General features: G+C 62.4%; 25 protein-coding genes. 10 read left to right on the top strand and 15 right to left on the bottom strand.

What is annotated here, in order from left to right:
• Window positions 1–9: 9 nt before the first annotated feature.
• Window positions 10–2106 carry an FUSC family protein gene (locus tag WN982_RS33400; RefSeq protein WP_341316290.1) on the top strand — a complete coding sequence of 699 codons (2097 nt, stop codon included), beginning with the start codon at window positions 10–12 and terminating at the stop codon, window positions 2104–2106.
• Window positions 2099–3586: an MdtP family multidrug efflux transporter outer membrane subunit gene (locus WN982_RS33395; protein ID WP_341316289.1), complete on the top strand. Its 1488-nt coding sequence runs from the start codon at window positions 2099–2101 to the stop codon at window positions 3584–3586. Before WN982_RS33400 ends, WN982_RS33395 begins: the two co-directional genes overlap by 8 nt.
• A gap of 170 nt (window positions 3587–3756) precedes the next feature.
• Here WN982_RS33395 and WN982_RS33390 read toward each other — a convergent pair whose 3' ends face one another.
• Together WN982_RS33390 and WN982_RS33385 are read right to left on the bottom strand one after the other, a co-directional pair.
• Window positions 3757–4932, bottom strand: coding sequence for a hypothetical protein (locus WN982_RS33390; protein WP_341316288.1), 1176 nt, complete (start codon window positions 4930–4932; stop codon window positions 3757–3759).
• Window positions 4933–5340: 408 nt separating this feature from the next.
• Window positions 5341–5742, bottom strand: coding sequence for a hypothetical protein (locus WN982_RS33385; protein ID WP_341316287.1), 402 nt, complete (start codon window positions 5740–5742; stop codon window positions 5341–5343).
• Between the two features lie 358 nt (window positions 5743–6100).
• Between WN982_RS33385 and bla the strand changes: the two genes are divergently transcribed.
• On the top strand, window positions 6101–7150 hold the full coding sequence (bla, locus tag WN982_RS33380) for a class A beta-lactamase (RefSeq protein ID WP_341316286.1): 1050 nt from the start codon (window positions 6101–6103) through the stop codon (window positions 7148–7150).
• A gap of 106 nt (window positions 7151–7256) precedes the next feature.
• Here the strand turns inward: bla and WN982_RS33375 are convergent, their stop codons facing one another.
• The 4 genes from WN982_RS33375 to WN982_RS33360 form a co-directional block, all read right to left on the bottom strand.
• Window positions 7257–7559, bottom strand: a complete 303-nt coding sequence (locus WN982_RS33375) for a ferredoxin family protein (RefSeq protein ID WP_341316285.1) — start codon at window positions 7557–7559, stop codon at window positions 7257–7259.
• Window positions 7556–7870, bottom strand: a complete 315-nt coding sequence (locus tag WN982_RS33370; RefSeq protein WP_341316284.1) for a hypothetical protein — start codon at window positions 7868–7870, stop codon at window positions 7556–7558. The genes WN982_RS33375 and WN982_RS33370 overlap by 4 nt, the downstream gene beginning before the upstream one ends.
• Window positions 7871–7882: 12 nt before the next feature.
• Window positions 7883–8458: a sigma-70 family RNA polymerase sigma factor gene (locus tag WN982_RS33365; protein ID WP_341316283.1), complete on the bottom strand. Its 576-nt coding sequence runs from the start codon at window positions 8456–8458 to the stop codon at window positions 7883–7885.
• 234 nt (window positions 8459–8692) lie between these two features.
• Window positions 8693–9016 carry a hypothetical protein gene (locus tag WN982_RS33360; protein ID WP_341316282.1) on the bottom strand — a complete coding sequence of 108 codons (324 nt, stop codon included), beginning with the start codon at window positions 9014–9016 and terminating at the stop codon, window positions 8693–8695.
• Between the two features lie 371 nt (window positions 9017–9387).
• On the opposite strand from WN982_RS33360, the gene WN982_RS33355 reads away from it, so the two are divergent.
• Window positions 9388–9843, top strand: a complete 456-nt coding sequence (locus WN982_RS33355) for an Ohr family peroxiredoxin (protein ID WP_341316281.1) — start codon at window positions 9388–9390, stop codon at window positions 9841–9843.
• 208 nt (window positions 9844–10051) lie between these two features.
• On the opposite strand, the gene WN982_RS33350 is transcribed toward WN982_RS33355, so the two are convergent.
• Both WN982_RS33350 and WN982_RS33345 read right to left on the bottom strand, forming a co-directional pair.
• Window positions 10052–10816, bottom strand: coding sequence for a hypothetical protein (locus WN982_RS33350; RefSeq protein WP_341316280.1), 765 nt, complete (start codon window positions 10814–10816; stop codon window positions 10052–10054).
• A 168-nt stretch (window positions 10817–10984) separates the two neighbouring features.
• Window positions 10985–11935, bottom strand: coding sequence for a LysR family transcriptional regulator (locus WN982_RS33345; protein WP_341316279.1), 951 nt, complete (start codon window positions 11933–11935; stop codon window positions 10985–10987).
• A 97-nt stretch (window positions 11936–12032) separates the two neighbouring features.
• On the opposite strand from WN982_RS33345, the gene WN982_RS33340 reads away from it, so the two are divergent.
• On the top strand, window positions 12033–13298 hold the full coding sequence (locus WN982_RS33340; RefSeq protein WP_341316278.1) for an MFS transporter: 1266 nt from the start codon (window positions 12033–12035) through the stop codon (window positions 13296–13298).
• A gap of 325 nt (window positions 13299–13623) precedes the next feature.
• The gene (locus tag WN982_RS33335) at window positions 13624–14355 is read left to right on the top strand and encodes an isochorismatase family cysteine hydrolase (RefSeq protein WP_341316277.1); all 732 of its coding nucleotides are present in this window, start codon (window positions 13624–13626) and stop codon (window positions 14353–14355) included.
• 49 nt (window positions 14356–14404) lie between these two features.
• Here the strand turns inward: WN982_RS33335 and WN982_RS33330 are convergent, their stop codons facing one another.
• Entirely contained in the window at window positions 14405–15043 is a 639-nt protein-coding gene (locus WN982_RS33330; protein ID WP_341316276.1) for a TetR/AcrR family transcriptional regulator, read from the bottom strand.
• Window positions 15044–15271: 228 nt separating this feature from the next.
• Here WN982_RS33330 and WN982_RS33325 point away from each other — a divergent pair, with 228 nt between their 5' ends.
• Together WN982_RS33325 and WN982_RS33320 are read left to right on the top strand one after the other, a co-directional pair.
• Complete coding sequence (locus WN982_RS33325; RefSeq protein ID WP_341316275.1) at window positions 15272–15673, top strand: ester cyclase; 402 nt, start codon at window positions 15272–15274, stop codon at window positions 15671–15673.
• 43 nt (window positions 15674–15716) lie between these two features.
• Complete coding sequence (locus WN982_RS33320) at window positions 15717–16472, top strand: SDR family NAD(P)-dependent oxidoreductase (RefSeq protein ID WP_341316274.1); 756 nt, start codon at window positions 15717–15719, stop codon at window positions 16470–16472.
• A 103-nt stretch (window positions 16473–16575) separates the two neighbouring features.
• Here the strand turns inward: WN982_RS33320 and WN982_RS33315 are convergent, their stop codons facing one another.
• Window positions 16576–16890 carry a DUF1275 family protein gene (locus tag WN982_RS33315; protein WP_341319497.1) on the bottom strand — a complete coding sequence of 105 codons (315 nt, stop codon included), beginning with the start codon at window positions 16888–16890 and terminating at the stop codon, window positions 16576–16578.
• Window positions 16891–17225: 335 nt separating this feature from the next.
• Here WN982_RS33315 and WN982_RS33310 point away from each other — a divergent pair, with 335 nt between their 5' ends.
• Window positions 17226–17516, top strand: coding sequence for a hypothetical protein (locus tag WN982_RS33310; RefSeq protein ID WP_341319496.1), 291 nt, complete (start codon window positions 17226–17228; stop codon window positions 17514–17516).
• A gap of 203 nt (window positions 17517–17719) precedes the next feature.
• Here WN982_RS33310 and WN982_RS33305 read toward each other — a convergent pair whose 3' ends face one another.
• Window positions 17720–18853 carry a TDT family transporter gene (locus WN982_RS33305; protein ID WP_341316273.1) on the bottom strand — a complete coding sequence of 378 codons (1134 nt, stop codon included), beginning with the start codon at window positions 18851–18853 and terminating at the stop codon, window positions 17720–17722.
• A 107-nt stretch (window positions 18854–18960) separates the two neighbouring features.
• On the opposite strand from WN982_RS33305, the gene WN982_RS33300 reads away from it, so the two are divergent.
• A complete protein-coding gene (locus tag WN982_RS33300) occupies window positions 18961–19857 on the top strand; it encodes a LysR family transcriptional regulator (RefSeq protein WP_341316272.1) in 897 nt (298 codons plus the stop codon).
• Window positions 19858–19925: 68 nt separating this feature from the next.
• On the opposite strand, the gene WN982_RS33295 is transcribed toward WN982_RS33300, so the two are convergent.
• The 4 genes from WN982_RS33295 to WN982_RS33280 all read right to left on the bottom strand — a co-directional run bounded on the left by WN982_RS33295 (window position 19926) and on the right by WN982_RS33280 (window position 24424).
• Window positions 19926–20360 (bottom strand): hypothetical protein, encoded by a 435-nt coding sequence (locus tag WN982_RS33295; protein ID WP_341316271.1) that lies wholly within the window; start codon window positions 20358–20360, stop codon window positions 19926–19928.
• A gap of 67 nt (window positions 20361–20427) precedes the next feature.
• Complete coding sequence (locus tag WN982_RS33290; RefSeq protein WP_341316270.1) at window positions 20428–20862, bottom strand: cytochrome c; 435 nt, start codon at window positions 20860–20862, stop codon at window positions 20428–20430.
• Between the two features lie 15 nt (window positions 20863–20877).
• The gene (locus tag WN982_RS33285; protein WP_341316269.1) at window positions 20878–22119 is read right to left on the bottom strand and encodes a molybdopterin-dependent oxidoreductase; all 1242 of its coding nucleotides are present in this window, start codon (window positions 22117–22119) and stop codon (window positions 20878–20880) included.
• Between the two features lie 13 nt (window positions 22120–22132).
• Window positions 22133–24424: a cation-translocating P-type ATPase gene (locus WN982_RS33280; RefSeq protein WP_341316268.1), complete on the bottom strand. Its 2292-nt coding sequence runs from the start codon at window positions 24422–24424 to the stop codon at window positions 22133–22135.
• Window positions 24425–24438 lie beyond the last annotated feature (14 nt).

Raw genomic sequence — 24438 nt, 5'->3', positions numbered from 1 at the left:
GGAATCCATATGAGCGTCGCCGACTACCTGCCGGATACCCTATGCGAAGCAGGTTCATTCCTGCGAGCCGAGCTTGCGCCGTATCCGGGGCGGGCCAACGTGATGCTGCGCTGCATGCTGACGAGTGCGATCGTCATCGTCGCTTCGATGGCGCTCGAAGTGCCGTCGCTGGCGCTCTCGCTGCTGGTCGTGTTCTACGTCACACAATCGAATGTGGTGCTCACGCGGCTGGTGGGCATCATGTTCATCCTCGGATCGACATTGGCGATCGGCGGCTCGATCCTGCTGCTGAAGTTCACGTTCGACTACCCGCTGATCCGCATCGTCGTGGCCAGTGTGCTGTTCTTCGCCAGCGTCTACCTGATGCGCATCCTGAAGATCGGCGTCGTGTTCTTCATCGTCGCGATCGTCATCATCTACGTGCAGAGCTTCGTCGACCAGACCGATCAGGCGGACGTCCTGATCCGTGCCGTGCTGTGGATCTGGGTCGCCGTGAACTATCCGATCGCGGTGACGCTCGTGGTCAACACCTTGCTGCTGCCGGCGGAACCCCAGATTCAGCTGAAGGAGGAAATCCACCGGCAGTTAGCTGTGGTCGACGCTGGTCTGACCCATTTGATCGGCGGGGCGCGCGCACCCGAGCCGGTCACACCGATGGCGGTCCAGCAAGGCGCTCTGACGCTGCAAAAGCTGCTCCGGTTTGCGACGATGCGCGATGCCCGATATCGCGAGAACCAGGCGTCGCTGCTCGCCTGTATTGCGACCGTGTCGCGCCTTTATCGCGGTACAGGCGAACTGGTGGCTGGTCATCCGGCCGCGGCGCAGCTGCCGGTACTGCGCGAGCTGCGCGCGAACTGCCGCGCGCTGGATGAGGCGATCGCCGCGGACCAGCCGTACCGATTCGTGAGCACCACGACTGCGGAGCAACGCTACGCCGCGGACATGGCTCACGCAACTGGGGAACTGTACCGGGCGCTGCACGCATTCGGCCACCTCGGCGCGCACGGAGCCGTTGCCGGCAAGCCGGCTGAGGAAGCGCCGATGGTCGTGCCGAACGCGTTCACCAACCCCGCTTACGCGCGCTTTTCGCTCAAGACACTGCTCGCGGTGATGCTCTGCTATGTGTTCTACAACGCGGTCGACTGGCAGGGGATTCATACGATCATGCTGACCTGCGTGATCGTCGCGTTGCCGAGTCTCGGCGCGTCGACGCAGCGGGCGGTGCTGCGCGTCGGCGGAGCGCTGGCCGGCAGTGTGCTCGCGCTGTGCATGGTGGTATTCGTGATTCCCCATCTGGAAAGCATTGTCGATCTCCTGCTGATGACGCTGCCCGTCGTCGCGCTCGCCGCGTGGATTGCGGCAGGATCCGAGCGTATCGGCTACGCCGGCATTCAAGTGCTGTTCACGTTCTCGCTCGCGCTGCTCGAACAGTTCGGGCCGACCACGAATCTCACCGAAATCCGCGACCGGATGGTCGGGATTCTGCTGGGTGTCGGCGTATCGACGCTGGTCCAGATGGCGTTCTGGCGGGAAGGCGAGGGCGATATGCTGCGGCAGAAGCTCGCGTCCATGCTGCGTCCCGTCAGCGCGCTGCTCCGCGCGCCGCTCGCCGGCGCGGCATCCGCGGAGCAGTTGCCGTACGCGCAGCAGCAGTTGCAGACCTGGGCGGTACTGGCCGACTGCGAGGCGATGCTCGCCCGCGTTGCGCTCGAACCGGGCTGGCAGGAAGGGGAGCAGACGCAATTGACGTTGCGCGCGCAAGCGGTGCTCGCCCAGGGACGGGAAATCATGATTGCCGGAAATGCGCTTCACAATGCGCTTGACGCAGGTGATACCCGGGTTAGCAAAGAAACGTTCGACGCGGTGCGGGCCGTTCAGGAACAGGCAGCCGCGGATCTCAACCGCTATACGGACGACCTGGCAACCAATCCGCCCGTCGCACGCGCCCCGCGACGTATCGAGATCCCCGTGCTGGCTGGCGAACCGCCCGAGGGGGCGATTCTTGCCAGTGTGCGCGATCTGGTGCGCGAAGTGTCGGCACTGCCGGACTGGCACATTCCCGCGCCGCTTGCCGGGACCCTGCGGGAGTCTCCTGAACATGGCTAGGCGACCGAGCTTCTGCGCATCTTCGTTTCGCCGTGGCGGCGCGCTCGTCGCGTGGCTCGTCTGCGCGCTGTCGGGCTGTGCGCTGATCCATGAAAACGGCAAACCCGATGCGCAGATCCAGCCCGAGCAGATCCGTCTCGCCGACGACATCCATCTGGCGCGCGACGGCTGGCCGTCCGCACGCTGGTGGACGGCTTACGGCGACCCGCAGCTCGACGCCCTGATCGATCGCGCGCTCGCCGATTCGCCGACCATGCTGATCGCGCGCTCCCGGGTGGCGCAAGCGAAATCGGACGTCGAACTCGTGAAGGCCGGGTCCAGTCTGCAGGTGGTGGCGCTCGGTCTGGCCGATCGCGAGCACGTGTCGGCGAACGGGTTCATCGGCCCGTTCGCGAAGAACGAACCAGCGCTCGGCCTCACCGGCCCGTGGTACACCGAGGGGACCGTCGGGCTCGGCGCCAGTCTCGATGTCGATATCTGGGGCAAGCAGCGCGCGCAGGTGGCGGCAGCGCTCGGCGTGCACAATGCGCGCCTTGCCGAAGCTTCGGCGGTCGAACTCGAGATCTCGACCGACGTTGCGCAACTGTACTACGGCATTCAGACCACCTATCAGTTGATCGATTTGCTGGAGCAGTCGATGCGAGTGGCGGCATTCGCGGTGGAAACGCGCACGGCTCGCGCTGACCGCGGGCTGGAGGCGCGGACAGGTGTGGAAGAAGCCCGTGCGCAGCAATTGGCCGTGCAACGTCAGATCGTCGCGTCACAAGGGCAGGTGAAGCAGTTTCGCGAGTCGTTGCGGGCGCTGACCGGTGCTTCACCGGACAACCTGCCCGATATCGAGCCCGTGCCTCTGCCGCAGCTGCGTACCGGCTTGCCGTCGACACTGTCCTACGAATTGCTGGCGCGGCGTCCCGACCTGCAGGCGATGCGGTGGTATGTGGAATCGTCGTTCGACCGGATCGATGTCGCCAAAGCCGCCTTCTATCCGACCTTCGACATCAAGGCGTTTTTCGGCTTCAATGCGCTGCACATGGCGGATCTGTTCACCCATGCAAGCCAGCAGATCAATCTCATTCCCGGCCTGTACCTGCCGATTTTCGACGGCGGCCGCCTGAACGCAAATCTCAGCGGCGCGCGCGTGGCGAGCAATACGCTTATCGAACAGTACAACCAGGCGGTGCTCGATGCGGTGCGCGATGTCGCGCAGACCGGCAGCCGGCTGCAGGACCTGGACGCTGAAGCACAGTTGCAGACGCAGAAGGTGCATGCCGTTTCGTTCGCGAAGGACAGCGCCGAAGCGCACTACCAGCGCGGACTCGCCAGCCGCCTCGTCGCGATGGAGGCGCGCGAACCGGTGATTACCGAGCAGGTCGCACTCGTCAAACTCGACGGGCAGCGCCTCAGTCAGGAAATCGCGCTGGTGAAGGCGCTCGGCGGCGGCTACCGCGCCGAGCCGCCGGCTGACCCTACACCTCGCTAAAGCGTACACCGGCGGCTCTTCGATCCAAAGCGGTCATATACCTCACGCGCGCGACCGGCCTCGCGATTCGCAGCATGCGCTGGAATTTCGAGCGCCTGCATAGACCGGGCCAGTCCTGCTATCGCGCATGGAGTCGTTTCCGACAGCTTTGCACGTCGTACCATCGCGCATTATTGCCCACCATTCTCGAAAGGCAGCGTCCAGACGGTCACGGTGTTCGTGTTGTCGTCGACCGCCGCAAAGCGCACGAACTCTCGACGCGGCTGCGTGAACGCCAGTCCGAATGCACCGTCTGGAGCCGGGTCGATGGGAAGCTGCGCGACGAAGCGGCCTTGCGGCGTGAATTCGACGATTTCGCTCGGCTGGTTCGGATCGCTGTTGATCGCGTCGCCGTTCGCGACGAACAGATGGCCGTTCGGTCCGAGGGTTAGCGCTATCGGGCCGTGTAGATGAGCGTTGTCCGCATAGATCAACACGCCTTTGCCACCGTCGTGCTGCGAGTGGCCCGCACCGAATACCGCGAAGATCGCGTTATCGACGGTGGACGCGACATAGAGTACGTCACGCTGCGGATCGTAGGCGAGTCCGGTCGGGCCGACGACCAGTGCCGCCGGATCGCTGCGAAACGGGTAACCAGAGGCGATCTGCGTGGCGCGGTTGAGATGGACGCCGTTGTCGTCGACGCTCACATCGAGGCGCACGACCGTCCCGTTTAGCACGTTCGATACGAACACCTTCGCATGGTCGCCCTGATCGAATATCGTCAGATCCCAGGGGCCGTCGATCTTCGCCGTTGCAGGCGTCCATTGTGCGACGATGCCGCCGGTTCGATTCAGCACCAGCAGCACGCCCGGTTTGATCGTGTTGGAGGTGCCATCCGTGGTCGGTACGCTGCCGACCAGCACAAAGCCGCCCCTGAGCACACCGAGCGCGGTGCTCAGGCCGAGACCGGGGGCGCCCTGGAAGAACGTGGCCGGCTTGTCGTTCGGCACGATCTTGACGATTGTCGTACCGGTACCTTGAAGGTTCTGCGCGTTGTTGAAATTCGACACGAGCAGGTCGCCGGCAGCGATCGTGCCGAAACGGGGGAATCCGTCGGGCACGAAGGCGGCGCCGTACGGATTGAGGTCACCGTTGGCAGGTACAGTCGATGAGGTGACGAACGCCGGCGGGAGCAGCGGTGTGAGCTCGCCGGCAAGGGCGGAGCCCGCTGGGGAAAGGGCGACACTGGCGCCGTACAGCATGGCCAGCAGCAGGTGTTTCAGCGTGCGGCCTTTTGAACGGGCAACGCGCTGACAGGGTTGTCGGTCGATTGTCGGATTGAAGCCGTGTATGACGGGGTTCATGACTGGGCTCTCCAAGAAGGCCGCGGGGCGGGCGCGTTGTTGTCGCTGCACGCAATGCGTGCCGGCCGCCGCTAGCGAACTTCGCCCGTGCCCGCGCGACGGGCACCAGCACCGCTGTCCTGCGACTCGAACGCGCGTCGCGCAGCGTCGGCAACAGTGGGGCGAATCCTGCAAACCAGGCAAACACACACCCCTTGCCGACGGGTGCGTGGCAAGCGAGGCGTGCGTCATTTCATGAACTGCGGAACCGGATCGTCCGATAGCAAACGCGAATGGGGACGAAGCGTGAGCAGTAAACGGCTGGCAGGAACAAATATTCCAGCCATCCCAGATCCCACGATGGATTCGCCCGGCCCGACAGGCCAAACGACCCACCAAAGTCGTTTTCGCTTCGCGCCGTGAGGGCATTCACTCCTCGCATTGCACATCCTGCTTTCGCACGACGATAATCACCGGGTATGTCCCCTGGTCGAGTTCCACGCGCGCGACCACGGCCATCGTCGCGCTGTCGATGTCGTCGTACACGCTGACTTTTTCATGCCGGAGGTTTGTGATGCCGGTACAGGCAGACGCGCGACCCTCGTCGGAGACTCGGCATTGGATCGGGTGGTCTGCAAGGTAGCGATATTTGTCTCTGTCGGAGCTCGCAAGGTATTCACGAAAGCTCGGTGCCGATCCACCGACGCCGGTGACATAACCAATGGCGCACTGCTGTCTGGATGTATCGCTGCCCCCGGATGTTTCGGCTTTCGCGGCCGTGCTTGTGGCAGCGATGACCGCGGCGAGTGTCGATGCGAGGAGGTATCTCATGGCGCAAATCACGGTTGTCGGATCGAAGTGCTGGATTGTAATGGCATCTTGCCCAAGGGGTCTGAAAGCGAAGAACGGCCGCTATTGTTCAGGTTTGTAGGACGCCTGCCCGCATGCGCCTGTGGCGCCTGCTTATGCCCGTGGTCGAAGGCAGGCATCCTGCGAACCTAAGCCGGCCGGTAAGGCCGTGTCGTCCTTCATCCACAGGGTGACCAGAATCTCCGAGGTGTTGCCGGTGATATCCGGCACAAAACGTTCCAACGATGGTGGCTAGCGAGGACCTGTTTCCCTGCAGAGCGTTTGGTCTCGTCTTCAATTGCGCGCCGCGGAACAAAATGATCCGCAAAGAGGAGATGACATGAATGGAAAATTGATCAAGGTAGCCATAGCTGTATCTGCTGTTTTGTCCTGCTTGTCGCCTATCGGCGAGGCCGCACAGACTTTGACCCAGCACGTTGAAACAAGCGCGGATGGGAGCATGCAGAGTCGACTCGACGCACTTGCCCAGCGCGCGGAACCTGGCGTGTTGGGTGTTTCGGTTGTTGATTTGCAGAGTGGTGCCCATTGGGAGGTGAACGCGGATCGCGCGTATCCGATGATGAGCGTCTTTAAGGCGCCTCTTGGCGCGGCTGTTCTCCATCAGATCGAGCGTGGGCGGCTTTCGTTGGATCAGTCAGTAACGTTGACACGTACCGACCTGCGCAACGGCGCGAGTGCCATCCGCGACAGCTTCAAGGGTGACCGAATGTCTTTTACCGTGAGGCAGTTGCTGGTGGATGCAGTGAGCCATAGCGATAATACGGCCGCTGACGCGTTGGTCAGGCTCATAGGTGGCCCGCAGGTAGCGACGGATTTTCTGACCGGGCACGGCATCACAGGCATGCACATCGACATCGACGAGGGGACGGTGTCGAGTATCTTCAATAACCTCGGCACTGCCGGCAGGCCGCCGGCGCATGAGACTGCCGCCGAGCGTGACCGGAGGTTGAAAGACGGCTACGCGGCTTATCTGGCCGATCCGCGCAACCGAACAACGCCGCAGGCCGCGGTCAGTTTTCTTCGCTCACTCTGGCACGGCCGGTTGCTTTCTGCCGAGTCAACGCAATACTTGCTTGGGCTGCTATATGCACAAACGATCCCTCGCCGTTTGAGAAATGGAATTCCCGATGGCATCCGATTGGCCGACAATTGCGGGACATCGGAAAGCGTCGCTGGAATGACTGCTGCATATAACGATATCGGCATCGTAACGGGACCAGATGGGCACACGATTGTCGTTGCGGCATTCCTCATGGCGTCGCACCGTTCGCAGCCCGACATGGACGCGATTTACGCCGATCTTGGCCGGGATGTTGCGAACCTTGTGCAGCAGCGAAGCGGGTCTGGTCGGATTGCCTCCAGGTTCTAAGGAGGGAATAAGCCTGGGTGCGCCGTCACAACTCGCCGGATTTGCGGCTTTGCGGCCGATGTGACCGGAGCACACATGAAAGCCCTCCTGGTGAGGGCTTTCTGCGTTATGGCATCCCGATCCTGGCTAACGTAATGGCACGCTCGGGGCATGCTGTCACGCACAAGCCGCAAGCCCGGCATGCATCGGCGTTTGGCGTGTATGCGACCTTCATGCCGTGTACACGCAGCTTGAATTTCTGCAGCGCTCCCAACAGCTGATAGTCAGCCGTGTCGATGCGGCGGATTTCGAAAACGTGCTCGGGACAAACTACCGCGCAATCGCCCTTGCCTTCACACCGCTTCAAATTGACGACAGGAGCGATCACGCCTGCGGTTTTCTTGCAAGCGGATGTCGATGCGTTGCTCATGCTCGATCCTCTTGGGGCTTGCCGTTAGCGGGCGATATGTTTTTCTGAAAATATTCGCGCTCCTCCGGCGTCATCCGTTCCCACCGACGCCAATGCCGGCGGCCGTGCCAACCGCCATGACCTCGAAATCCGCCAAAGAGAATTCGGCTCAGGATCAACAGGCCCATCGCGTGCGGATAGTCGATCGAACGGCCGCCGATGAATAGCGCCGGGATAACCCAATTCCATAGCGCCATCACCATCCATCCCAGCACGGCAATGCCCACCAGAACCAACAGTGCTTTGCCGAAGCATCTCAGTCTGAAACTCATCTACCTGCTCCTTTAGATATCCAGTTCGTCATACACGGCTTGCAAGCGAACGCGCAGATGCAGTACCGCGTAACGCTTGCGTGCCAACAGCGTGTTCACGCCGACACCGCTCTCGGAGGCCAGCTCCTTGAAGCTGCGCCCTTCGAGTTCGTGAGCGACGAAGACGTCGCGCTGATTCATTGGCAATTCGTTGAGCGCGTCTTGCAGGGCTTCGAGCAGCACGGACCTTGCATAGACGGCTTCCGGGCCGGCGTCGGTTGCCGGCAGCGCGAGATCCAGTCGGTACTCGGCCTCGTCGGGGGCGTCGACCATCTCGGTCAGCGGTTGCTCTCGCTTCTTGCGAAAGCGGTCGATGATGCGGTTTCGCGCCACGCGAAACAGCCACGCACTCACTTGTTCAATCGGCGCGGGGAGCCGATAGGCTTGCACGAACTCGTGAAATACATCCTGCAAGATGTCTTCAGCTTCACTCGGATCGTGCACACGACGCCGGATGAAATTGCCGAGCTTCGTACGCTCACGCAAAACAGTTGCAGTGATGTCGCTATCTCGTTCGATCATCGAGTCCGGGGTGCGCGGCGGTTCCATACATCTGTAGACGATTCACGATCGGAAATATTGTCGGCGACGGAAAAAAGCGGCGTTACTGGCCGCTGGCGGGCGTCCAGTGTATGTGACGTTGCAGGATCTTTGGATTGCCACCAGCGCTGTGGCGGCAACCGGTCCGATTCCCGATATCTTCTCCAGCTTGCGGCACAGATCGCTCTGGCGGTTCCAGGCCTTGATTTCGGCGACCCGCCGGTCAAGCACCGCTACGTATCGTCATGGCGTCAAGACGATTTTGTCTTGAGACGAATCGCTATTGAACATGAAGCCGGGCGGGTCTCCGTTAATGACGCGGAGCGCATATTCGACGGCAGCGAGGACCGAGCCGGCGGCGGCTTCGAGTCCGCCGGCCACGATTGCTTCCCGCTTTGATTCGTGTCCGTCCAACACACCTCTCACGCTTTCTAGCAGATTGATGGCCACATTTTTGTCGATGGCCGAATGGTAAGCATTCAACCGAGGGGAAAGGCCGAACAGCCTGTCGAGTTCGACGAACGCTTTATCGTTCGCTACCTTTGAAACATCGATCGTGGGTTTCATCTGTGTTCCTTATGTCGTTGCCAGGTGGACGTCACCGCTTCGATAGCCGGCTGGCGCGAGCCGTCGAAGCGATCGTCAGTGGAAGAGTAGGGCGCGTGAGCCCGGCGTTAAATCGACCGGACGTCATGGTCGAAGTCATGGGTAGAACGCCATGGGGTACGTCTTGTCGGCGAGCCAGTCACGGCAGCGAGCTAATTTGACATCGACGACATGATGGCCATCGCCAAGTCTTCGTTCCTTGCTATTAAAAATCGCATGAGATTAAATCGTTTGCGATTGACGCGGCCAGATTTCTCCGTCAATATGCGACGCATGCGAATAAATCGCATGAGATGAAAACATAGCATCCCATATCCAACAAGGAATTCATGATGACCAAGATCGAAACTGTCCTGTTCACAGGCAAGGCACATACGACGGCAAGCGGCGGTGACAGCGCTTCGCGCAGTCATGACGGCCGCCTCGACATCAAGCTCTCGCCCGGCATCGCCAGCAACGGCGCGGCTGCGGAGCACCTGTTCGCGGCCGTCCAGCCGCATCCGACCGCGGAGCAACTGTTCGCGGGCGCATGGTCGGCCTGTTTCAGCGCCGCGATCGGCCTCGCGGCCAAGGAGAGAAGGGTGGTGCTTCCGCCCGATCTGGCCCTCGATGTCGAGGTCGATCTGGGCATGACCGGTGGCGCCTACTTCCTCCAGGCCCGGATCGACGTCAGCGTGCCGGGCGTGGCGCGCGAAGTCGCCGAGGCGATCGTGCATGCCGCGGACGAAATGTGCCCGTACTCAAAAGCCACGCGAGGCAACATCGACGTCGTCATCAAGCTGATTTAACCCGAAACGGTAACTGACCTGGCATTCGGGGGCGCGATCCGGCAAGGCGCGCGCGGAACGTATCTCGCGCCGCGACTCGATGGATGCACGGTTTCCGGAAGCCGTCGTTGCCCTAAGAAATGTGCGAACGGGAGAAAAGGGCCGGCATCAGGCTGTTACGTGACGCACCACGTGGCGACAACATCCCGTGGTGTCGCATCGCATCGCATCACATCATGCCGCCCATGCTTCCGGTACCCGCCCCGATTCCGCCAGTTGCGCCACTTCCGCCCGTGCCGGAGGCTGGCGATGTTGCGATCGGATGCGCGGCTCCCGTCGTCGTCATGAGCGTGATGGCGGCAAGGTCCGGCTGCCCATTAGCATCGATTGCGCCTTTGGCGCGGAGTGCTTCGAGATCGCTGTCCACGCCTGGTTGACCGACTGCGAACGAAGCGGTCAGAAAATTGGGCGTGGTCAGCGTCAATCCATATTTTTGCTGAAGATTTTGTACAACAGCGCTTTGCGCGGTCAGCACATCGTTCTGATTCGCCAGCACTTGCTGAAATCGCGTGTTTGTTGCGAAGGCAGTGACGAGTATGCTTTCGGTCGTGCCCAACTGGGCGGCCAGATACGACAGCAAAAGATCCGTTTCTGGCGTGACGTTGTATGTGCCGCCGGCGAATGCGGTCGAAAGCAGCACGGTTGCACCTGAGGTCGAGGTGATCAGGCAAGGCGTCACCGCGCCAAGCGTCGCGTGGTAGTTCCCGTTCGAATCGGCAGCCACCGACATCGAGCCTTGCACGCAATTGATCGTGATCGTCGCGTTCGCTAGCGCCTTGCCGGTTGCCGTCGTACCGGCAAACGCGATCGTCGTGGACATGTTGCTCGCGCTACCACTGCCGCCACCTCCGCCACAGGCGGCGAGCAACGCAAAGAAGGTCGCCAGCAGCACGCCGCCACTGGATCGAATGATGTAATTCGGCCGAGTGTTCATGGAAAGGTGCCCCTGATTCCGATACGACGTGTAAACGGCCAGTTGCAGAGGAATATTCCATTTCTCGAGCGCGCTGTTGCGGCAGGGTCCAGCTCGAGCGGCCCTTACGCGGGGCAAGCAGGCCTGCGCGTCGGAAAGTCGAATGAGACCGTGATTGGGTTCGCGCGCCTATGTCAGGCGCGTTATCGGCGCGCGTTCTGCGCCTTCCCTATGCACCGCCATTCCGCCTTCGGCCATCGCGTCGGTGAGCGATGAGCGCAACAGATCGACAGGCCGCATAAGCCGGCCGGGGAGGGAACCATGAACGAACCATACGTCGACTCCCGTGCGGAAGTCAGTGGCTTCGATGATCCTGAGCGCCGCGCGATGCGCAGTGCGTTCCAGTATGTCCGCCGTGACGAGCCCGATACCGAGGCCACGCGCGACAAGAGACAATTGCAGCTCGGAGCCAAACGCTTCGACGGCGACATTGAACGGTAGTCCCGCCGCCTCCAGCGCACGTCTCAACGCTGAGCGCATCCCGCAGCCGTCCTGATTGAGTACCCATTCGTAACGCGCCAGATCCGCCAGCGTCAAAGGCGCATCAGGCAGATCGAGGGAGCGCGCCGCGACGATCACGGTCGGCAGGAACGCGAGGGGTGTAGCGTGCAACGTCTCGGGTGGTGCGAACCCGGACGGCATCAGCACGATCGACGCGTCGAGCGCCGCCTGCTCGACGCTTTGCAGGAGACCTGGCGACCAACCCGCCGTGACTCGCAGCGTCAGGCGCGGAAAAACACTGCGCAGGAGGTCGACTGGCTTTTCCAGCGCAACGTCGGCCAGAAAAGGCGGCATGCCGATTCTCAGCTCGCCGGCCGGCTCGCTGTCGGGGGACGCCACCGACAATAAATCGTCAACCGCACGCAACACAGTGCGCGCGAGCGCGTAGACCTCATTGCCCGCAGCGGTAGGCTTGAGCGGCTTGCCCTGGCGATCGAGCAATTCGACACCCAGCGTGGTTTCAAGGTTTTGCACGCGCCGGGTCAGGCCAGGCTGCGTGAGGTGGAGTCGTTCTGCGGCGCGCACCATCGAGCCGCTTTCGACGACCGCAACGAACGCCTGTAGATCACGCGTATTCAAATTTATCTCGCATAATCATTATCAACATATTTCAATTGTCGCATATTGGGCGCGTCATTAGGATGGCTTCTCCGATACCGTCGTGAGAGCCCGTTCGATGAATCCATCCGCCGAAGGTCCCGCCAGCGCCATCACGGCGCGCGAGGCCGAGACCCCGCACAGACTCACCGCGCTGATGACTGTCTTCTTCGCGACGGCAGTCGGCGTGATTGTGATGAATCTGTTTGCCGCGCAACCGCTGACCGGGGCGATCAGCCGCAGTCTGTATCTCGCCCCTGAATTCGCGGGCCTCGTAGCTATGCTTCCGCAACTCGGCTACGCGGCCGGCCTGATGCTGCTGGTGCCATTGTGCGATCTACTGGAGAACCGCCGGTTGATCGTGCGCACACTGGTGTGCTGCGCTGGTTTTCTCGCGATCGCGATGCTCACCGATTCACGGGAAGTGTTTCTGGTCGCTGTGTTTCTGGCCGGTGCGGCATCCAGCGTGATCCAGATGCTGGTGCCGATGGCGGCTTCGATGGCACCGGAGAGTCACCGCGGACGTGCAGTCGGCAACGTGATGAGCGGTCTGATGCTCGGCATCCTGTTGTCGCGTCCGGCTGCGAGCGTCATTGCCGGGTCGGTCGGCTGGCGTGCTTTTTACGGCGTTGCGGCGCTGATAGACGCGCTACTCGCCGCTGTCCTCTACATGAAGCTGCCCGCGCGTCAGCCGTCCGTCACGACGCGCTATCCGGCGCTGCTGGGCTCGCTGTGGTCCCTGCTGCGCACCGAGCGCGTGTTGCAACGGAACGCCGCATCGGCTGCGTTGGTGATGGGCGCGTTCAGCGCGTTCTGGACCGCGATCGGCCTGCGGCTCGTGCAGGCCCCGTTCAGCTTCGGTATGAATGGCATCGCGCTGTTCGCGCTTGCCGGCGCGGCGGGTGCGATCGTGACGCCGCTCGCCGGTCGCGCAGGCGATCGTGGGGCCGGTCGCACGGCGCTGTTCGCCGGCCACCTGACGATGCTCGTCGCGCTTGTGGCAATCGGCGTGGCGGGTGCTGGCTGGGGAGGCTTTTCGGCGAGCGCCCATCCGGTCCTTGCGGTTGCGATGCTCGTCGCGGGAGCAGGCGCACTCGACGCCGGCGTCGTCACCGACCAGACACTCGGCCGGCGTGCGATCAACCTGATGAATCCTGCCGCGCGCGGAAGGCTGAACGGCCTGTTCGTCGGGGTGTTTTTCGTCGGCGGCGCGTTGGGTGCGGTGCTTTCGGGCGTTGCGTGGGCGTTGGCAGGCTGGAGCGGTGTCTGTGCAGTGGGATTCGCGTTCACCGGCCTCGCTGTTGTTCTCAGGCTGATGAAGCTGGCTGACGGTTCCGACGTCTGACCTGCACGCCCCGATGTGTCGCGAAACGTCCGCCACTCTTCGTTCAAATACGCGGCGTGTCGGTCGGGTCCGCACTGGTGCCGGACACGCCCCGGCTTTGTCGGCTCACCTCCAGTTCGTGCCGCAACGCGGGGATGACGTAATCGATCATCAAAACCGGCCGATGCAGGCGTCGCTGCAACGTAATTGGCCGTCGCTTTTACACATGCCTGCGTCAACTGACATATCCACAATGGCAGCGATGGCCAAGTGTCCCGCATGGACGGCCAAACGCGTACTGCCTCGTCAGGTGGCGGTGCGTTCAACCTGAATCGAGGACTCCAAGATGCACGAGCATGCACCCGCGCAGGCCGCGTTTGAAAGCCTGTCATTGACGATTCCGGCCATCGACTTCACGGACCGCGCGGCCACGGCGCTAGTCGTGGTCGACGTTCAGTACAGCGATGCTGCGCCCGATCGTGGCTGGGTCAAGGCATGCGAAACGATCGAGCCCGGCTCGATGCGTTACTACCTCGAAAGGCTCGAGCGCACGACCATCCCCGCCATTCGCACATTGCTCGATGTGTTCCGCTCTACAGGAAGACCGGTCATTCACCTGGCAATTGGTTCGGCGTACCGGGATATGCGCGATTGCCCGGTCAGGTTTCGCGAATGGTCGCGCATGCTGGAAAGGTCTTGCGGCATCGAGGACTTATGGTGGACGGGAAATCCGGATTACGCGTTCCGTGAGGAGGTCGCCCCCCTGGATGGAGAAACGGTGATTCGCAAGACAACGCAAGGCGCGTTTAACGGTAGCGAGATTCAGAACGTGCTGGATCGTATGGGGATCAAAAACCTGGTATTCGCCGGGGTTGTGACGAGTTGCTGCGTCGAGACGACAGCACGGGATGCTGCTGACCGGGGCTTCGGCTGCATGCTGGTTTCGGACGCATGTGCCGACTGCGATCCGGTCATGCATGACGCTGCGCTGTCGAACTTCGGGCTTTACTTCGGCAAGATTGTGCCCACTGCGGATGACCTCGTCAGGACGTTGTCCGGGAAGGGCGCATTGAGTTGATCGCCGTGTCCGCAGATGCGTCGCCAACGGCGATCAAAAGGACGTCGGGCTACCGTCGGCGCGAGTGTCCGCGTGATTGAATTCCGGGTTGCGTGTCGACGGCGGTGAGGAGATGCTGGCGGCCCTCGTCAAGAATTTCATCGGCGAGCGCCGGGTCAATGTCTGCAACAGCACGCGAAAGCAGCAGCGTACCGACCATCTGGCTGAACAAAGTGATCGCCTTCCTGCGGCTGCCTTCACCGATCCCCTCCGTCTCTTCGATGACCTTGGCGAATCGCTCGAGGTTCACCGCGAGACCTTCTGCGTAAGAGTCGCGCGCCACATCACCAAGCCGGCGGGCGTCGCCTACAAAACCCGACCACGGGCAACCCGCATCGATATTCCCGCGATGCTCGGGGGACAGGTACCACTGAATGTTTTGCCTGACCGGGTCGGCACCAGCCGACCTGGCGTTTTCGATTATGGAGACAAAAGCTTCTCCACCATCTTCCATGGCCTTTTCCATCACGGCGGCGACCAGCGCGTCTTTTGATTTGAAGTGGTTGTAGAAACCGCCCTGCGTAAAGCCCGCCGCCTTCATCAGCTCGGCGAGCCCGACTGCGTCGACGCCGCGCTCGCGAAACAGCTTCTCGGCGGCTGCCACGATTGCGCGCCGGTTTTCAACCGCCTGCTGCCTGGAAACACCCATTCCCCCTCTCTTCGGCCGACAACGACCCAATAAGACCCATCGAAAAATACAATGTCGATCACCATTGACATTGGTAGGGCATGTGCCCACAATCTGCTGCACTGACAATGTCATTCACCATTGTCTTAAGTATAGCCTTCTTTACCTGAACGTTCAGGCAGCAGGGGGCACAACGGCCATCTGACGCCTGAGCGCGTCGTCACCTGAATCTCCAAAGAGGACCTCAACATGACGAAGACAACTCCTGAACAGAACAAGGCGCTCGTGCTGGAAGCATTCGAGACCCTGTTCAACAAGCGCGACTACGCTGCAGCCGAGCGCTTCTGGTCCGACCGCTACATTCAGCATAGCGCCCATATTGCGCCGGGACGCGACGGCCTGTTCGGGCTGGTTCGCGCGCTGCCTGACACCGCGCGCTACGAGAACCAGCTGATCGTGGCCGAGGGCGACTATGTCATTGCGCATGGGCGCTTCAGTGGGATCGGGAGGCCCGCAGCGTGGATTGCAGCCGACGTCGTCCGCTTTGAAGACGGCAAGCTTGCCGAGCACTGGGACGTCCTTCAGGACGAAGCGACCAGGGCCGAATCCGCGAGCGGCCTGCCGATGTTCGGCGACCGGTTCCCTGCCTGAGCACGCAAACCCCAACTACGGCAACATCAACAGGAAAACGATCATGAAACTCACCGGAAACACGATCTTCATCACGGGCGGCGGTTCGGGCATTGGCCGCGGTCTAGCCGAGGCACTCCACAAGCGCGGCAACAAGGTCATCATCAGCGGCCGACGGCGCAGCCATCTCGACGAGGTGGTGGCGGCGAATCCCGGTATGGCTGCCATCGAGCTCGACATTGCCGACCCGGCCAGCATTAGCAGGGTGGCGGCGCAGCTGATCGCGGACTATCCCGATCTCAACGTGCTGATCAACAACGCAGGAATCATGCAGCCTGATCAGGCGGGCGGCCACATCGACGACGCGCTGATGGTGTCCACCATCACGACCAACCTCATGGGGCCGATCCGTATGACGTCTGCACTGATCGATCACCTCAAGACCAGGAACGACGCCGTCGTCGCCTATACCAGCTCGGTGCTGGCTTTCGTTCCGCTGGCCATGACGGCAGTGTATTCGTCGACCAAGGCGGCGCTGCATTCGTACATTCTGTCGCAACGCTTCATGCTGTGGGACACGAAGGTTCGCGTACTCGAGATCGCACCGCCCTGGGTGCGCACGGACCTCATGAACAGCCGCGAGGCCGAACAGGCGATGCCGCTTGACGCCTTCATCGACGAAACGATCGCTGTCCTCGGAACGGATGTGGATGAGGTTCTGGTTGAAGGTGCGAAGCAGTTCCGCGAGAACCCGGGACCCGGTGAGCACGCTTTCGTCAATGGCTTGAATGCACAGATGCTGGAAGTGCTGGGTGGGTGAATTGCTGTGTGCCCGATAGGGGCGGGCGAACTACTTCAAGGCAGGTCTCGACACGAAACCCCCTCTCGCCGCCCCTCGTGTCGAGATGTTGAAGTAACCGGGATCAACGATCGCGGTTTGAAATTTGGCCGCGAGGCGCGGATGCGGTGCCGCGGTCATCTGCTGTGGTGCCTGACAAACGGCTTGATAAGACCCGCCGGCAGATGTCGAGCAACGCTGTGAAAAGAAAGATGGCCGGCACGCCTAACGCGGCATCGTGCAGACGGCGTGTGGTCAAGCCGCCCACCACCGCACCGAGCGCGAAACTGAGGCTGATCGCACCCAGCACGGCCGCGTCGTGTAACGCGGCGGGGTCGCGTTTCGGTATCGTCGATTCGAAAAATAGCTGGACGCTCCGCCGCAAATTGCCGGTGGTCATCACAACGTATAGGTCACCGTTCCGGATTGCATAAAGAACATCGTTTGCAGGCACGTTTCATATGTGAACAGACCCTAGGCTAGTGCCGATTTTGCGGACGCTGAGATTGAATGACGGCTGTTGCGGGCGGCGACTGACGGCACCCGGATTTTGCACCGCTTCTCAGGTTTACTACGGCGGTACAGTTACTACACTTGGTATGGGTCGCGGAGGTCAGGTGCGTGGCCTTCTCGATTACTTCCACGCACTACACGCTGTCGGAAAGAGCCGTTACACGCTGCACACATTGTTCGTGCGGCATGCTCGTTTCGCTGGTCAAACAGGAGGATGCAATCATGCAAACTGTTATAAGGAGATTTTCCGGAAAGGGGGCAAAGGAGTTGTTCGATCTGCTGGAGAAGCGCACGGCTGACGTCGAAGAACTGATGCGTTCGGTCAAAGGCTTTGTCAGCTATACCCTCGCACGCAGCGGCGATGGCGGATTCTCGGTGACTGTTTGCCAGGACAAGACAGGCACTGACGAAAGCGTGCAGAAGGCGAAGGACTGGATCGCGAAAAACGCCGGAAGCACGGGCGTGGGCGCGCCGGAGATATCGGAGGGATCAGTCCTCATTCACCTGAAGTAACTTTGCCTTGCGACTTGCCAAACGTTGCACGGCTGCTTCGGAGAGAACTGACCGGCCGGAGCGGGTCGCGTACCGCCGAAAGCCGACGTTCCAGAGCCCGCTTTCGAGCATGCGTTTATCGCCTGCCGTGTCACGAAACTATGCAGTGACGGTCCTCGATGCGGCGGCCCGTAGAAGCGGGGCCGCCGGCCGAAAATTGACAACTAGCGCGCATTGGCAAGGCAAGGTGCGTAGAACAGGTGACCGCGCGCCACTTCCCGCAACGTCCGCGACAGCACGACGCTCCAGAGTCCGCCCAGCAGAATTGCGAACAGCACGCCGGCCACGGCGAACGCCTCGAACCCGGTCACCCGATACAGGCTCAGCGTTGCCGTAGTGTAGACGCCGAGCGGGAACGTGAAGCCCCACCAGCCGAGGTTGAACGGCAAGCCTTCGCGGCGGTAGCGCAATGTGAAGAGAAGCGCGACCGCAAACCACCACAGGCCCGCACCCCACAGGATCAGCGAGCCGATCAGGCCGAAGTCGCGTGCGATAGCGGCAACGCTCGCGAGTGTAGTGCCGGCGAATGCGCCGGGCGCAGCCTGGCCGAGCGTAAGCAGTCCCAACGCGCCAGTGCCGATCGGGCCGAGAGTTAGCCAGCCGGATGGGCCCAGATCACGATGCGGTAGCTTATGTATGACCAGCCGGAAGAAGACGACGGTCAGCACCGAGAAGGCGAGCGGCACCGAAATCGCCCACAGCAGATAGCCTGCGCCGACGACGAGCTGCGCGGTTCGTTCGACCAGGTGCGGGGCAAGCGTCGCGGCGCTTGACGCCGCCACTTCGGGCGCCACAATCGGCAGCAGCAGCACGGCTGTAACGCGCTCGAAGGCATGGCTTTGCTCGGTGAACATCAGGTACGGCACGCCCACCGCGACAACGACGGCCAGCAGTGCGTCACAGCACCACAACGCATACGCAAGCGAGTAGGCACTTGCGCCGAAATGCGGTCCCGCGAACAGCACGATGCCGTTGATGATCGGCGCGAGACCCATAGGCAAGGTGCCCAGGAACATCGATTGAAGCGGGTGATGCAGCAGGGGTTTGATCGTTTCTGGATAGAAGATCCAGCGCGCGGCGAACATCGCCGTGAACACCGCATAGAGCACGATATCCACGCACCACAACGAAACGGCGAGTGCGTGCTGGCCCGGAATGCTCTGGGGCAACGCGGCGAGCACGAGCGACACGATGCCGTTGCCCATCGTCATCGCGAACCAGTTCGGCGTGAACTGGCGAATCTTGTCGGAGAAGTGCTGCAAGGATGTTGCCTCGCGTGCACCAAACTGGCTGGACATGGTCGTCTCCACAGGGAATCGGGATGAACTGATTGTGCGGATTTGCTATCCATATTGAAAATACATCCTTAATATGGAGTCGATGCCTATTTGATATACATAAGACCATGAACTTCACCCATCTCGCAGCGTTTTTTTCTGTCGTGGAGACCGGCAGCGTCACCGCCGCGTCGGAGCGGCTTCACGTTAGCCAGCCGGCGCTCACGCGCGAGATCCGCGAACTGGAGGAACGGGTCGGCGTGCCGTTGTTCGACCGGCTCCCGCGCGGCATGCAGCCTACCGAGGCAGGCCGTCTGCTTGCCGATTACGCCGCGCAGATTTTCTCGCTGGCGGACGCAGCCGAAACCGCGATCGGCGAGTTCGCGGGTTTGACGCGCGGGCACCTTGGGCTCGCCTCAAGCCGCACGATTGGCGTTTATCTGCTGCCTCCCGTTCTGGACGAGTTCCGGCGGTTATATCCAGGCATCACGATCGACCTCGCGGTGTCGAACACCGAACACGTCGAGGAGACGGTGCTGGCGCATGAGCGGCAGCTTGGGCTGGTCGAAGGACCGTACGACGCATCGGTGTTCGACGCGGCCGTCATTGGTCGTGACGAACTGATTGCGGTCGCCGGCGCCAGCCACCCGCTGACGCGTAAGCGCCGCGTCAGCGCAGCAGAGGTCGGCATTGCCGAACTCGTGATGCGCGAACCCGGGTCCGGCACACGCATGGTGATCGAGGACGCGTATGCCCGGCACGGCTATGAGCTGTCGCCGAAGCTGTCGGTGGCCAGCCCGGAGGCGATCAAACGGATGCTGCGCCTTGGCAATGCGGTCGCGTGGGTGTCGCGCCAAACGGTCGCCGACGAACTCGCCGCAGGCGTTCTGGTGCAGTTGCGGGTGCACGACCTGAAGATCGAGCGGGACCTGAACATGATCTGGCGCAAGGCGCGTGCGTTGAGCCCGAGCGCGAGCGCCTTTCGCACGCTCGCCGATCAGATGTTCGAACACGTGATCGTCTAGCGGGCGAGGGGCGTCATCGTGGCGCCTCGCTTCGACGTAACGGTTACTTGGCGTCCGTCGGCAGGCTGCTAGCCGGATCGCGCCGGGGCCGCTTCCAGCGAACCGGGCACCGACCCCGTTGACGTACGGGCGCGTACGCTGCGGGTAAGCCCATCGTAGGCAAAGCCGGCTGCGAGCAAACCGAATCCCAGGCACCTGACGGGCAAACAGTCCAGCAACCAGCCGGCAATGAGGAACGACCACGAAGCTGCCGTCCACAACCAGGCTCGATAGCGGCGCGTTCGCCTCGCCGCGAGCAGGCTGATGCACACGGCAAGCGTCGAGGACAGCGCTGCAAGCGACGCCCAGATCGGATGAATGTTCGTTGCGACGAACCAGCCTGCGTTAAAGAGGCCAGCGTAGGTGGTCCAGCAAAGCGCGCATTTCGGTGCGAAGATCTGCAACCCGACGGCGGCGAATCGTGCGGCTGTCTCGATACCAGGCCGCATGCGGATTGGCGGCATGCAAGCGTCGAGTCCCTGGGCAGGAACACAGTCGCAGCCGCGCGTTCCCAGGTGCGATGCTTGTGCGTCAGCTGGCCTGGTTGTCGACACCGGAGGGGCCCGTTTCATTCTTCTTCCCGTTGATAAGGCCAAGATAGTGGGCAAGCTGGTCGACCTGATCGAGAGGAATCGGTGCGCCAAAGCCGTTGCGCATCTTCATGATCTCGGTCTTCCACTCGGGAGCGGTCAGCGGTGGCTGGCGCAGCACCATTCCGGTCGAATGACACATCACGCAATTGGCGTTCGCGATCGCTGCGCCTTCGCCGGGTGGAAAGAGCGTGCTGCCTGCCGGCAAAGAAACGTCGAGCGGGGCGAAATGCACCGGAGGCACCACGGCGGCCTGCCGCTGCGCCTGTCCGGCGATCGATTCAGGCAGGTAGTGACTGCCGGTCAGCGCGGCAATGGCACCGACGGCGACAGGAACGGCCCAGACCGCCGCGATACGAGCCAGCTTCAAGTTCATGGTTTTCGCCTCGTGTCAGACTACGTTGATATCGACGGATTCAATGACGTTGCGCATGAAGCCCGCGCCGTTCCAGTTCGGTGTATCCGGCTGCGCCTGTCCGGTCGAGTCGATCGCGCGGACCATCAGTGTCCGGCTGCCCGTTTGCGGGAAGCTGACCGTCGTCTGCCACTGCCGGAAACTGTAGCGGCCGTAATCGCGGCCCATCGCGGCATCGGTCCAGTTGCGGCCGCCGTCGGACGAAAACTGCACCTTCGCGAGCGCGTTGAGACCGCCGAACGCAATGCCGCGTACGAGCATTGGCTGACCGCGCTGTACCGTGCCCGCAGAGCGCAGATTGGTGAAGAACGACCGGGGCAGCATGGTATTGATGGGCACCTGCTTGAAGTCCTTGTCGCCGGGATGCACGTTGGCAAAATGGTTATCGGGGACGAGGTAGGCCTTGGCGGTCCAGAAGTTATCGTCGGGCTTGTCCAGCACCTCGATATCGTGCAGCATCTTGATCCAATAGGTTGCATACCAGCCGGGCACGACAAGCCGCAACGGATAGCCGTTGAGCAGCGGCAGCGGCTCTCCGTTCATCGCATAGGCGACCATTACTTCGCCGTCGAGCGCGTGGTCGATCGCGAGCGACTTCATGAATTTCGGCGTCTGCGGAATTACGCCGGTTTCGAGGCCGTTCAAGCGTACCTGTACCGCGTTTGCGCCGACACCGGCATGTGTCAGCAAATCCTTCAGCCGCACGCCCGTCCATCGAGCGTTGCCCATCGCACCGTTCGCCCATTGACCGCCTGGCACGCGGGGACTAAAAAAGCCGCGGGAATTCCCCGAGCATTGATTGACTGCGGCAATTTCGAAGCGCGGGAATTTTTTCACAAGATCGTTCAGCGTCAGGCTGACAGTCCTGTTCACGTGACCCCGGATGTCCAGCCTGAACGCGGCCGGATCCACGGACGTTGGAATGTTCGCAAGGTGCCACCGCACATAGAAGCGGTCGTTTGGCGTAAAGACGCCCTGGTCGAACACCTCGAACGGCGTTTCAATTAACGGCGGCCGCGTTCTTTGCAGTATGACGTTGGACTTCTGCGGAAACGCGGACGTGAGCGGGCGCTCACCATTTTCGAAGGGCAGCATGATGTTGTTGCCTTGTGCCGCCCCCCCCGTTATGGGATTCGTCAATGCCGCGAGCCCTAGCGCACCGAGGCCACCGAGCAGCCTGCGGCGCTGCTGGAAGATGTCGCGTTCATCGTTCTTCATGGTCATCCTTCTGTCAGGTGTTGAACATCGGCGCAGGCGGGCGCTGCAGATCCGGATCCTGTGTGCTGCGGTGATGTGCGGTGTCCGTGTCGAACGTGTCAGCAGTAGCGCCGTCCCGGTTCATCGCGCCGGCAGCGAGGCGGGACGAATTGAGCGTCACCGAAAGTGAGCTGGCGATCATCAACGCGGCTGCCATTACTGGCGACACGACTCCGGATAACGCGAGCGGCACGGCAAGCAAGTTGTAGATGGCTGCGGCAATGAGGTTCTGGCGCATCACGCGCGCAGTGCGCCGTGCGATCGCCAGCGCGGCATTGAGCTTCTCGATGCCGCCGTCGACCAGTACGATCGACGCCGCGGCAACCGAAGACGCCGTCGCGTTGGCGACGGCGATGCCGAGATCGGCCGCCGCGAGCGCGGGCGCGTCGTTGAGACCGTCGCCGATGAACGCGACCTTCGTTCCCGCTGCCTGCGCAGCGACGATGCGACGGGCCTTCTCTTCCGGCGACTGGCCCGCATACACGGCGCCGGAGTCAATGCCGACAGCCTCGGCGACGCGCAAGCCGACGGCCGGCTCGTCGCCGGTCAGCATCGCGAGCGCCGCGCCTGTCGTGCGCAACGTGGCCAGCGCGCGGCGTGCACCGGCACGCGGCGCGTCCGCGAAATGCAGCGTGCCGCGCCACTGCCCATCGCGCGCGACATGAACCGTCGTATGCGTGGCTGCCGTGTCCGGAACCGGTACGCCGAGCCCGCCGAGAAAGGACGCGCTGCCGGCAAGAATGCGAGAGCCGTCCGCGCCGATCCATTCGACTCCCGCGCCGGGCGTCGCACGGGACGTTCCCGTTGCGCCGTCGACGGCTGCACGGCATGACGGCGGTACCAATGATTCGATGGCCCTCGCGAGCGGATGCTCGCTGCCGCGCTCGGCGATCGCCGCGTCGACGAACAGGTCGACTGTGCTCACGCTGTCGGCACATTGCGACTGGACGAGCCGGGGCGAGCCTTCGGTCAGCGTTCCGGTCTTGTCGAAACAGAAGAGGTCGATGCGACCGGCCTTCTCGATCGCCTCGACATCCCGGAACAGCACGCCCGCGCGCGCCGCTCGCCCCGCCCCAGCGGTAAGCGCGAGCGGCACGGCCATGCCGAGCGCACAGGGGCAGGTAATGACGAGCACCGCCACGGCGCGTTCGAGTGCAGCGGCGATGGCCATACCCTCGGCTGCGTTCCACAGTAAGGCGAGCGTCGCGAGCCCGCAGATGGCTGGCACGAGGTAGCGGGTGAACCGTTCGGCGAGTGCCTGGGTCGCCGTCTTGCGCGCGAGCATCTGCCGCACGCTATGCGCGATCAGATCCACGCGACGCTCGCCCCAGGCGCGCTCGACCAACACCACCAGTTCGCCGTCTCCATTGAGCGCACCGGCTTCGACCACGTCGCCGGGTTCGACGGTGATGAACGCCGTTTCGCCGGTCAGCAGCGAGCGATCCAGCGACGACACGCCTTGCGTGATGACGCCGTCGAGCGGAACGCGCTCGCCAGGGCACACCCGAACCGCGCTGCCGCGTTCCACCCGCTTGGCAAGGACTTGCGTTTCGGCGCCGGACGCATCGATCACATGCGCGGTTTCAGGCGGTAATTCGAGCAGGCTGCGTACGGCGTCGGCCGATTGGCTTCGCACGGTCGTTTCGAGCAGCCTGCCGGCCAACAGGAAGACCACGATCATTGCGGCGGAATCGAAATAGACGGTCGACTCGCCCCGTATCAACTGCCATACCGAAAGCACGAAGGACCCGCTGGCCCCGGCCGCGACGAGGACGTCCATGCCCGGCGCTCGAGCGCGCAGCGTGCGCCACGCCGCGCGAAAAAACGGCAGCGCACTGTAGCCGATCACCGGCATGGTGGCGAGCCCCGCAAACAGCGCCAGCCCAAATTGGGCAGCCGGCGAAAGACTGCCCTCGGGCGCAACGTACAGCGTCCATTGCGCCGGCATTACCCACATCGAAAAGAACACGGCAACCACGAGCCGGATCATCAGGTCACGGCGGATTCTGGCGAAATGCGCGCGCCGGTCGTGCCCCGCGCCTTCGGGGACGCACGCGTATCCGAGTTTGGCGACGCGCTGCAGCACGCGCTCAAGCGACGTCGAGAGCGGGTCCCATTGCAGCGAGGCGGACTCGGCCGCGAAACTGACGCTGGCGGCGAGCACGCCAGGCTGGCGCCGCAGCATGCTTTCCAATGCGTTCGCGCAACTGGTGCACCACATGCCGCGCACATCCAGCAGCGCACTATCTGGAAGGTTGGATTGCATTTTGCGTTTCGTCC

It is taken from the genome of Paraburkholderia sp. IMGN_8, from assembly GCF_038050405.1.
In the GTDB taxonomy this organism is placed as follows: Bacteria; Pseudomonadota; Gammaproteobacteria; order Burkholderiales; family Burkholderiaceae; genus Paraburkholderia.
The sequence above is the reverse complement of the archived record's forward strand: the minus strand, read 5'-3'. Positions and strand labels throughout refer to the sequence as shown.

Bases quoted from the DNA above. Each gene is read 5' to 3' on its own strand.
- WN982_RS33400 (WP_341316290.1), top strand. From the start codon at position 10: ATGAGCGTCGCCGACTACCTGCCGGATACCCTATGCGAAGCAGGTTCA.
- WN982_RS33395 (WP_341316289.1), top strand. From the start codon at position 2,099: ATGGCTAGGCGACCGAGCTTCTGCGCATCTTCGTTTCGCCGTGGCGGC.
- WN982_RS33390 (WP_341316288.1), bottom strand. From the start codon at position 4,932: ATGAACCCCGTCATACACGGCTTCAATCCGACAATCGACCGACAACCC.
- WN982_RS33385 (WP_341316287.1), bottom strand. From the start codon at position 5,742: ATGAGATACCTCCTCGCATCGACACTCGCCGCGGTCATCGCTGCCACA.
- bla (WP_341316286.1), top strand. From the start codon at position 6,101: ATGAATGGAAAATTGATCAAGGTAGCCATAGCTGTATCTGCTGTTTTG.
- WN982_RS33375 (WP_341316285.1), bottom strand. From the start codon at position 7,559: ATGAGCAACGCATCGACATCCGCTTGCAAGAAAACCGCAGGCGTGATC.
- WN982_RS33370 (WP_341316284.1), bottom strand. From the start codon at position 7,870: ATGAGTTTCAGACTGAGATGCTTCGGCAAAGCACTGTTGGTTCTGGTG.
- WN982_RS33365 (WP_341316283.1), bottom strand. From the start codon at position 8,458: ATGGAACCGCCGCGCACCCCGGACTCGATGATCGAACGAGATAGCGAC.
- WN982_RS33360 (WP_341316282.1), bottom strand. From the start codon at position 9,016: ATGAAACCCACGATCGATGTTTCAAAGGTAGCGAACGATAAAGCGTTC.
- WN982_RS33355 (WP_341316281.1), top strand. From the start codon at position 9,388: ATGACCAAGATCGAAACTGTCCTGTTCACAGGCAAGGCACATACGACG.
- WN982_RS33350 (WP_341316280.1), bottom strand. From the start codon at position 10,816: ATGAACACTCGGCCGAATTACATCATTCGATCCAGTGGCGGCGTGCTG.
- WN982_RS33340 (WP_341316278.1), top strand. From the start codon at position 12,033: ATGAATCCATCCGCCGAAGGTCCCGCCAGCGCCATCACGGCGCGCGAG.
- WN982_RS33335 (WP_341316277.1), top strand. From the start codon at position 13,624: ATGCACGAGCATGCACCCGCGCAGGCCGCGTTTGAAAGCCTGTCATTG.
- WN982_RS33330 (WP_341316276.1), bottom strand. From the start codon at position 15,043: ATGGGTGTTTCCAGGCAGCAGGCGGTTGAAAACCGGCGCGCAATCGTG.
- WN982_RS33325 (WP_341316275.1), top strand. From the start codon at position 15,272: ATGACGAAGACAACTCCTGAACAGAACAAGGCGCTCGTGCTGGAAGCA.
- WN982_RS33320 (WP_341316274.1), top strand. From the start codon at position 15,717: ATGAAACTCACCGGAAACACGATCTTCATCACGGGCGGCGGTTCGGGC.
- WN982_RS33315 (WP_341319497.1), bottom strand. From the start codon at position 16,890: ATGACCACCGGCAATTTGCGGCGGAGCGTCCAGCTATTTTTCGAATCG.
- WN982_RS33310 (WP_341319496.1), top strand. From the start codon at position 17,226: ATGCAAACTGTTATAAGGAGATTTTCCGGAAAGGGGGCAAAGGAGTTG.
- WN982_RS33305 (WP_341316273.1), bottom strand. From the start codon at position 18,853: ATGTCCAGCCAGTTTGGTGCACGCGAGGCAACATCCTTGCAGCACTTC.
- WN982_RS33300 (WP_341316272.1), top strand. From the start codon at position 18,961: ATGAACTTCACCCATCTCGCAGCGTTTTTTTCTGTCGTGGAGACCGGC.
- WN982_RS33295 (WP_341316271.1), bottom strand. From the start codon at position 20,360: ATGCCGCCAATCCGCATGCGGCCTGGTATCGAGACAGCCGCACGATTC.
- WN982_RS33290 (WP_341316270.1), bottom strand. From the start codon at position 20,862: ATGAACTTGAAGCTGGCTCGTATCGCGGCGGTCTGGGCCGTTCCTGTC.
- WN982_RS33285 (WP_341316269.1), bottom strand. From the start codon at position 22,119: ATGAAGAACGATGAACGCGACATCTTCCAGCAGCGCCGCAGGCTGCTC.
- WN982_RS33280 (WP_341316268.1), bottom strand. From the start codon at position 24,424: ATGCAATCCAACCTTCCAGATAGTGCGCTGCTGGATGTGCGCGGCATG.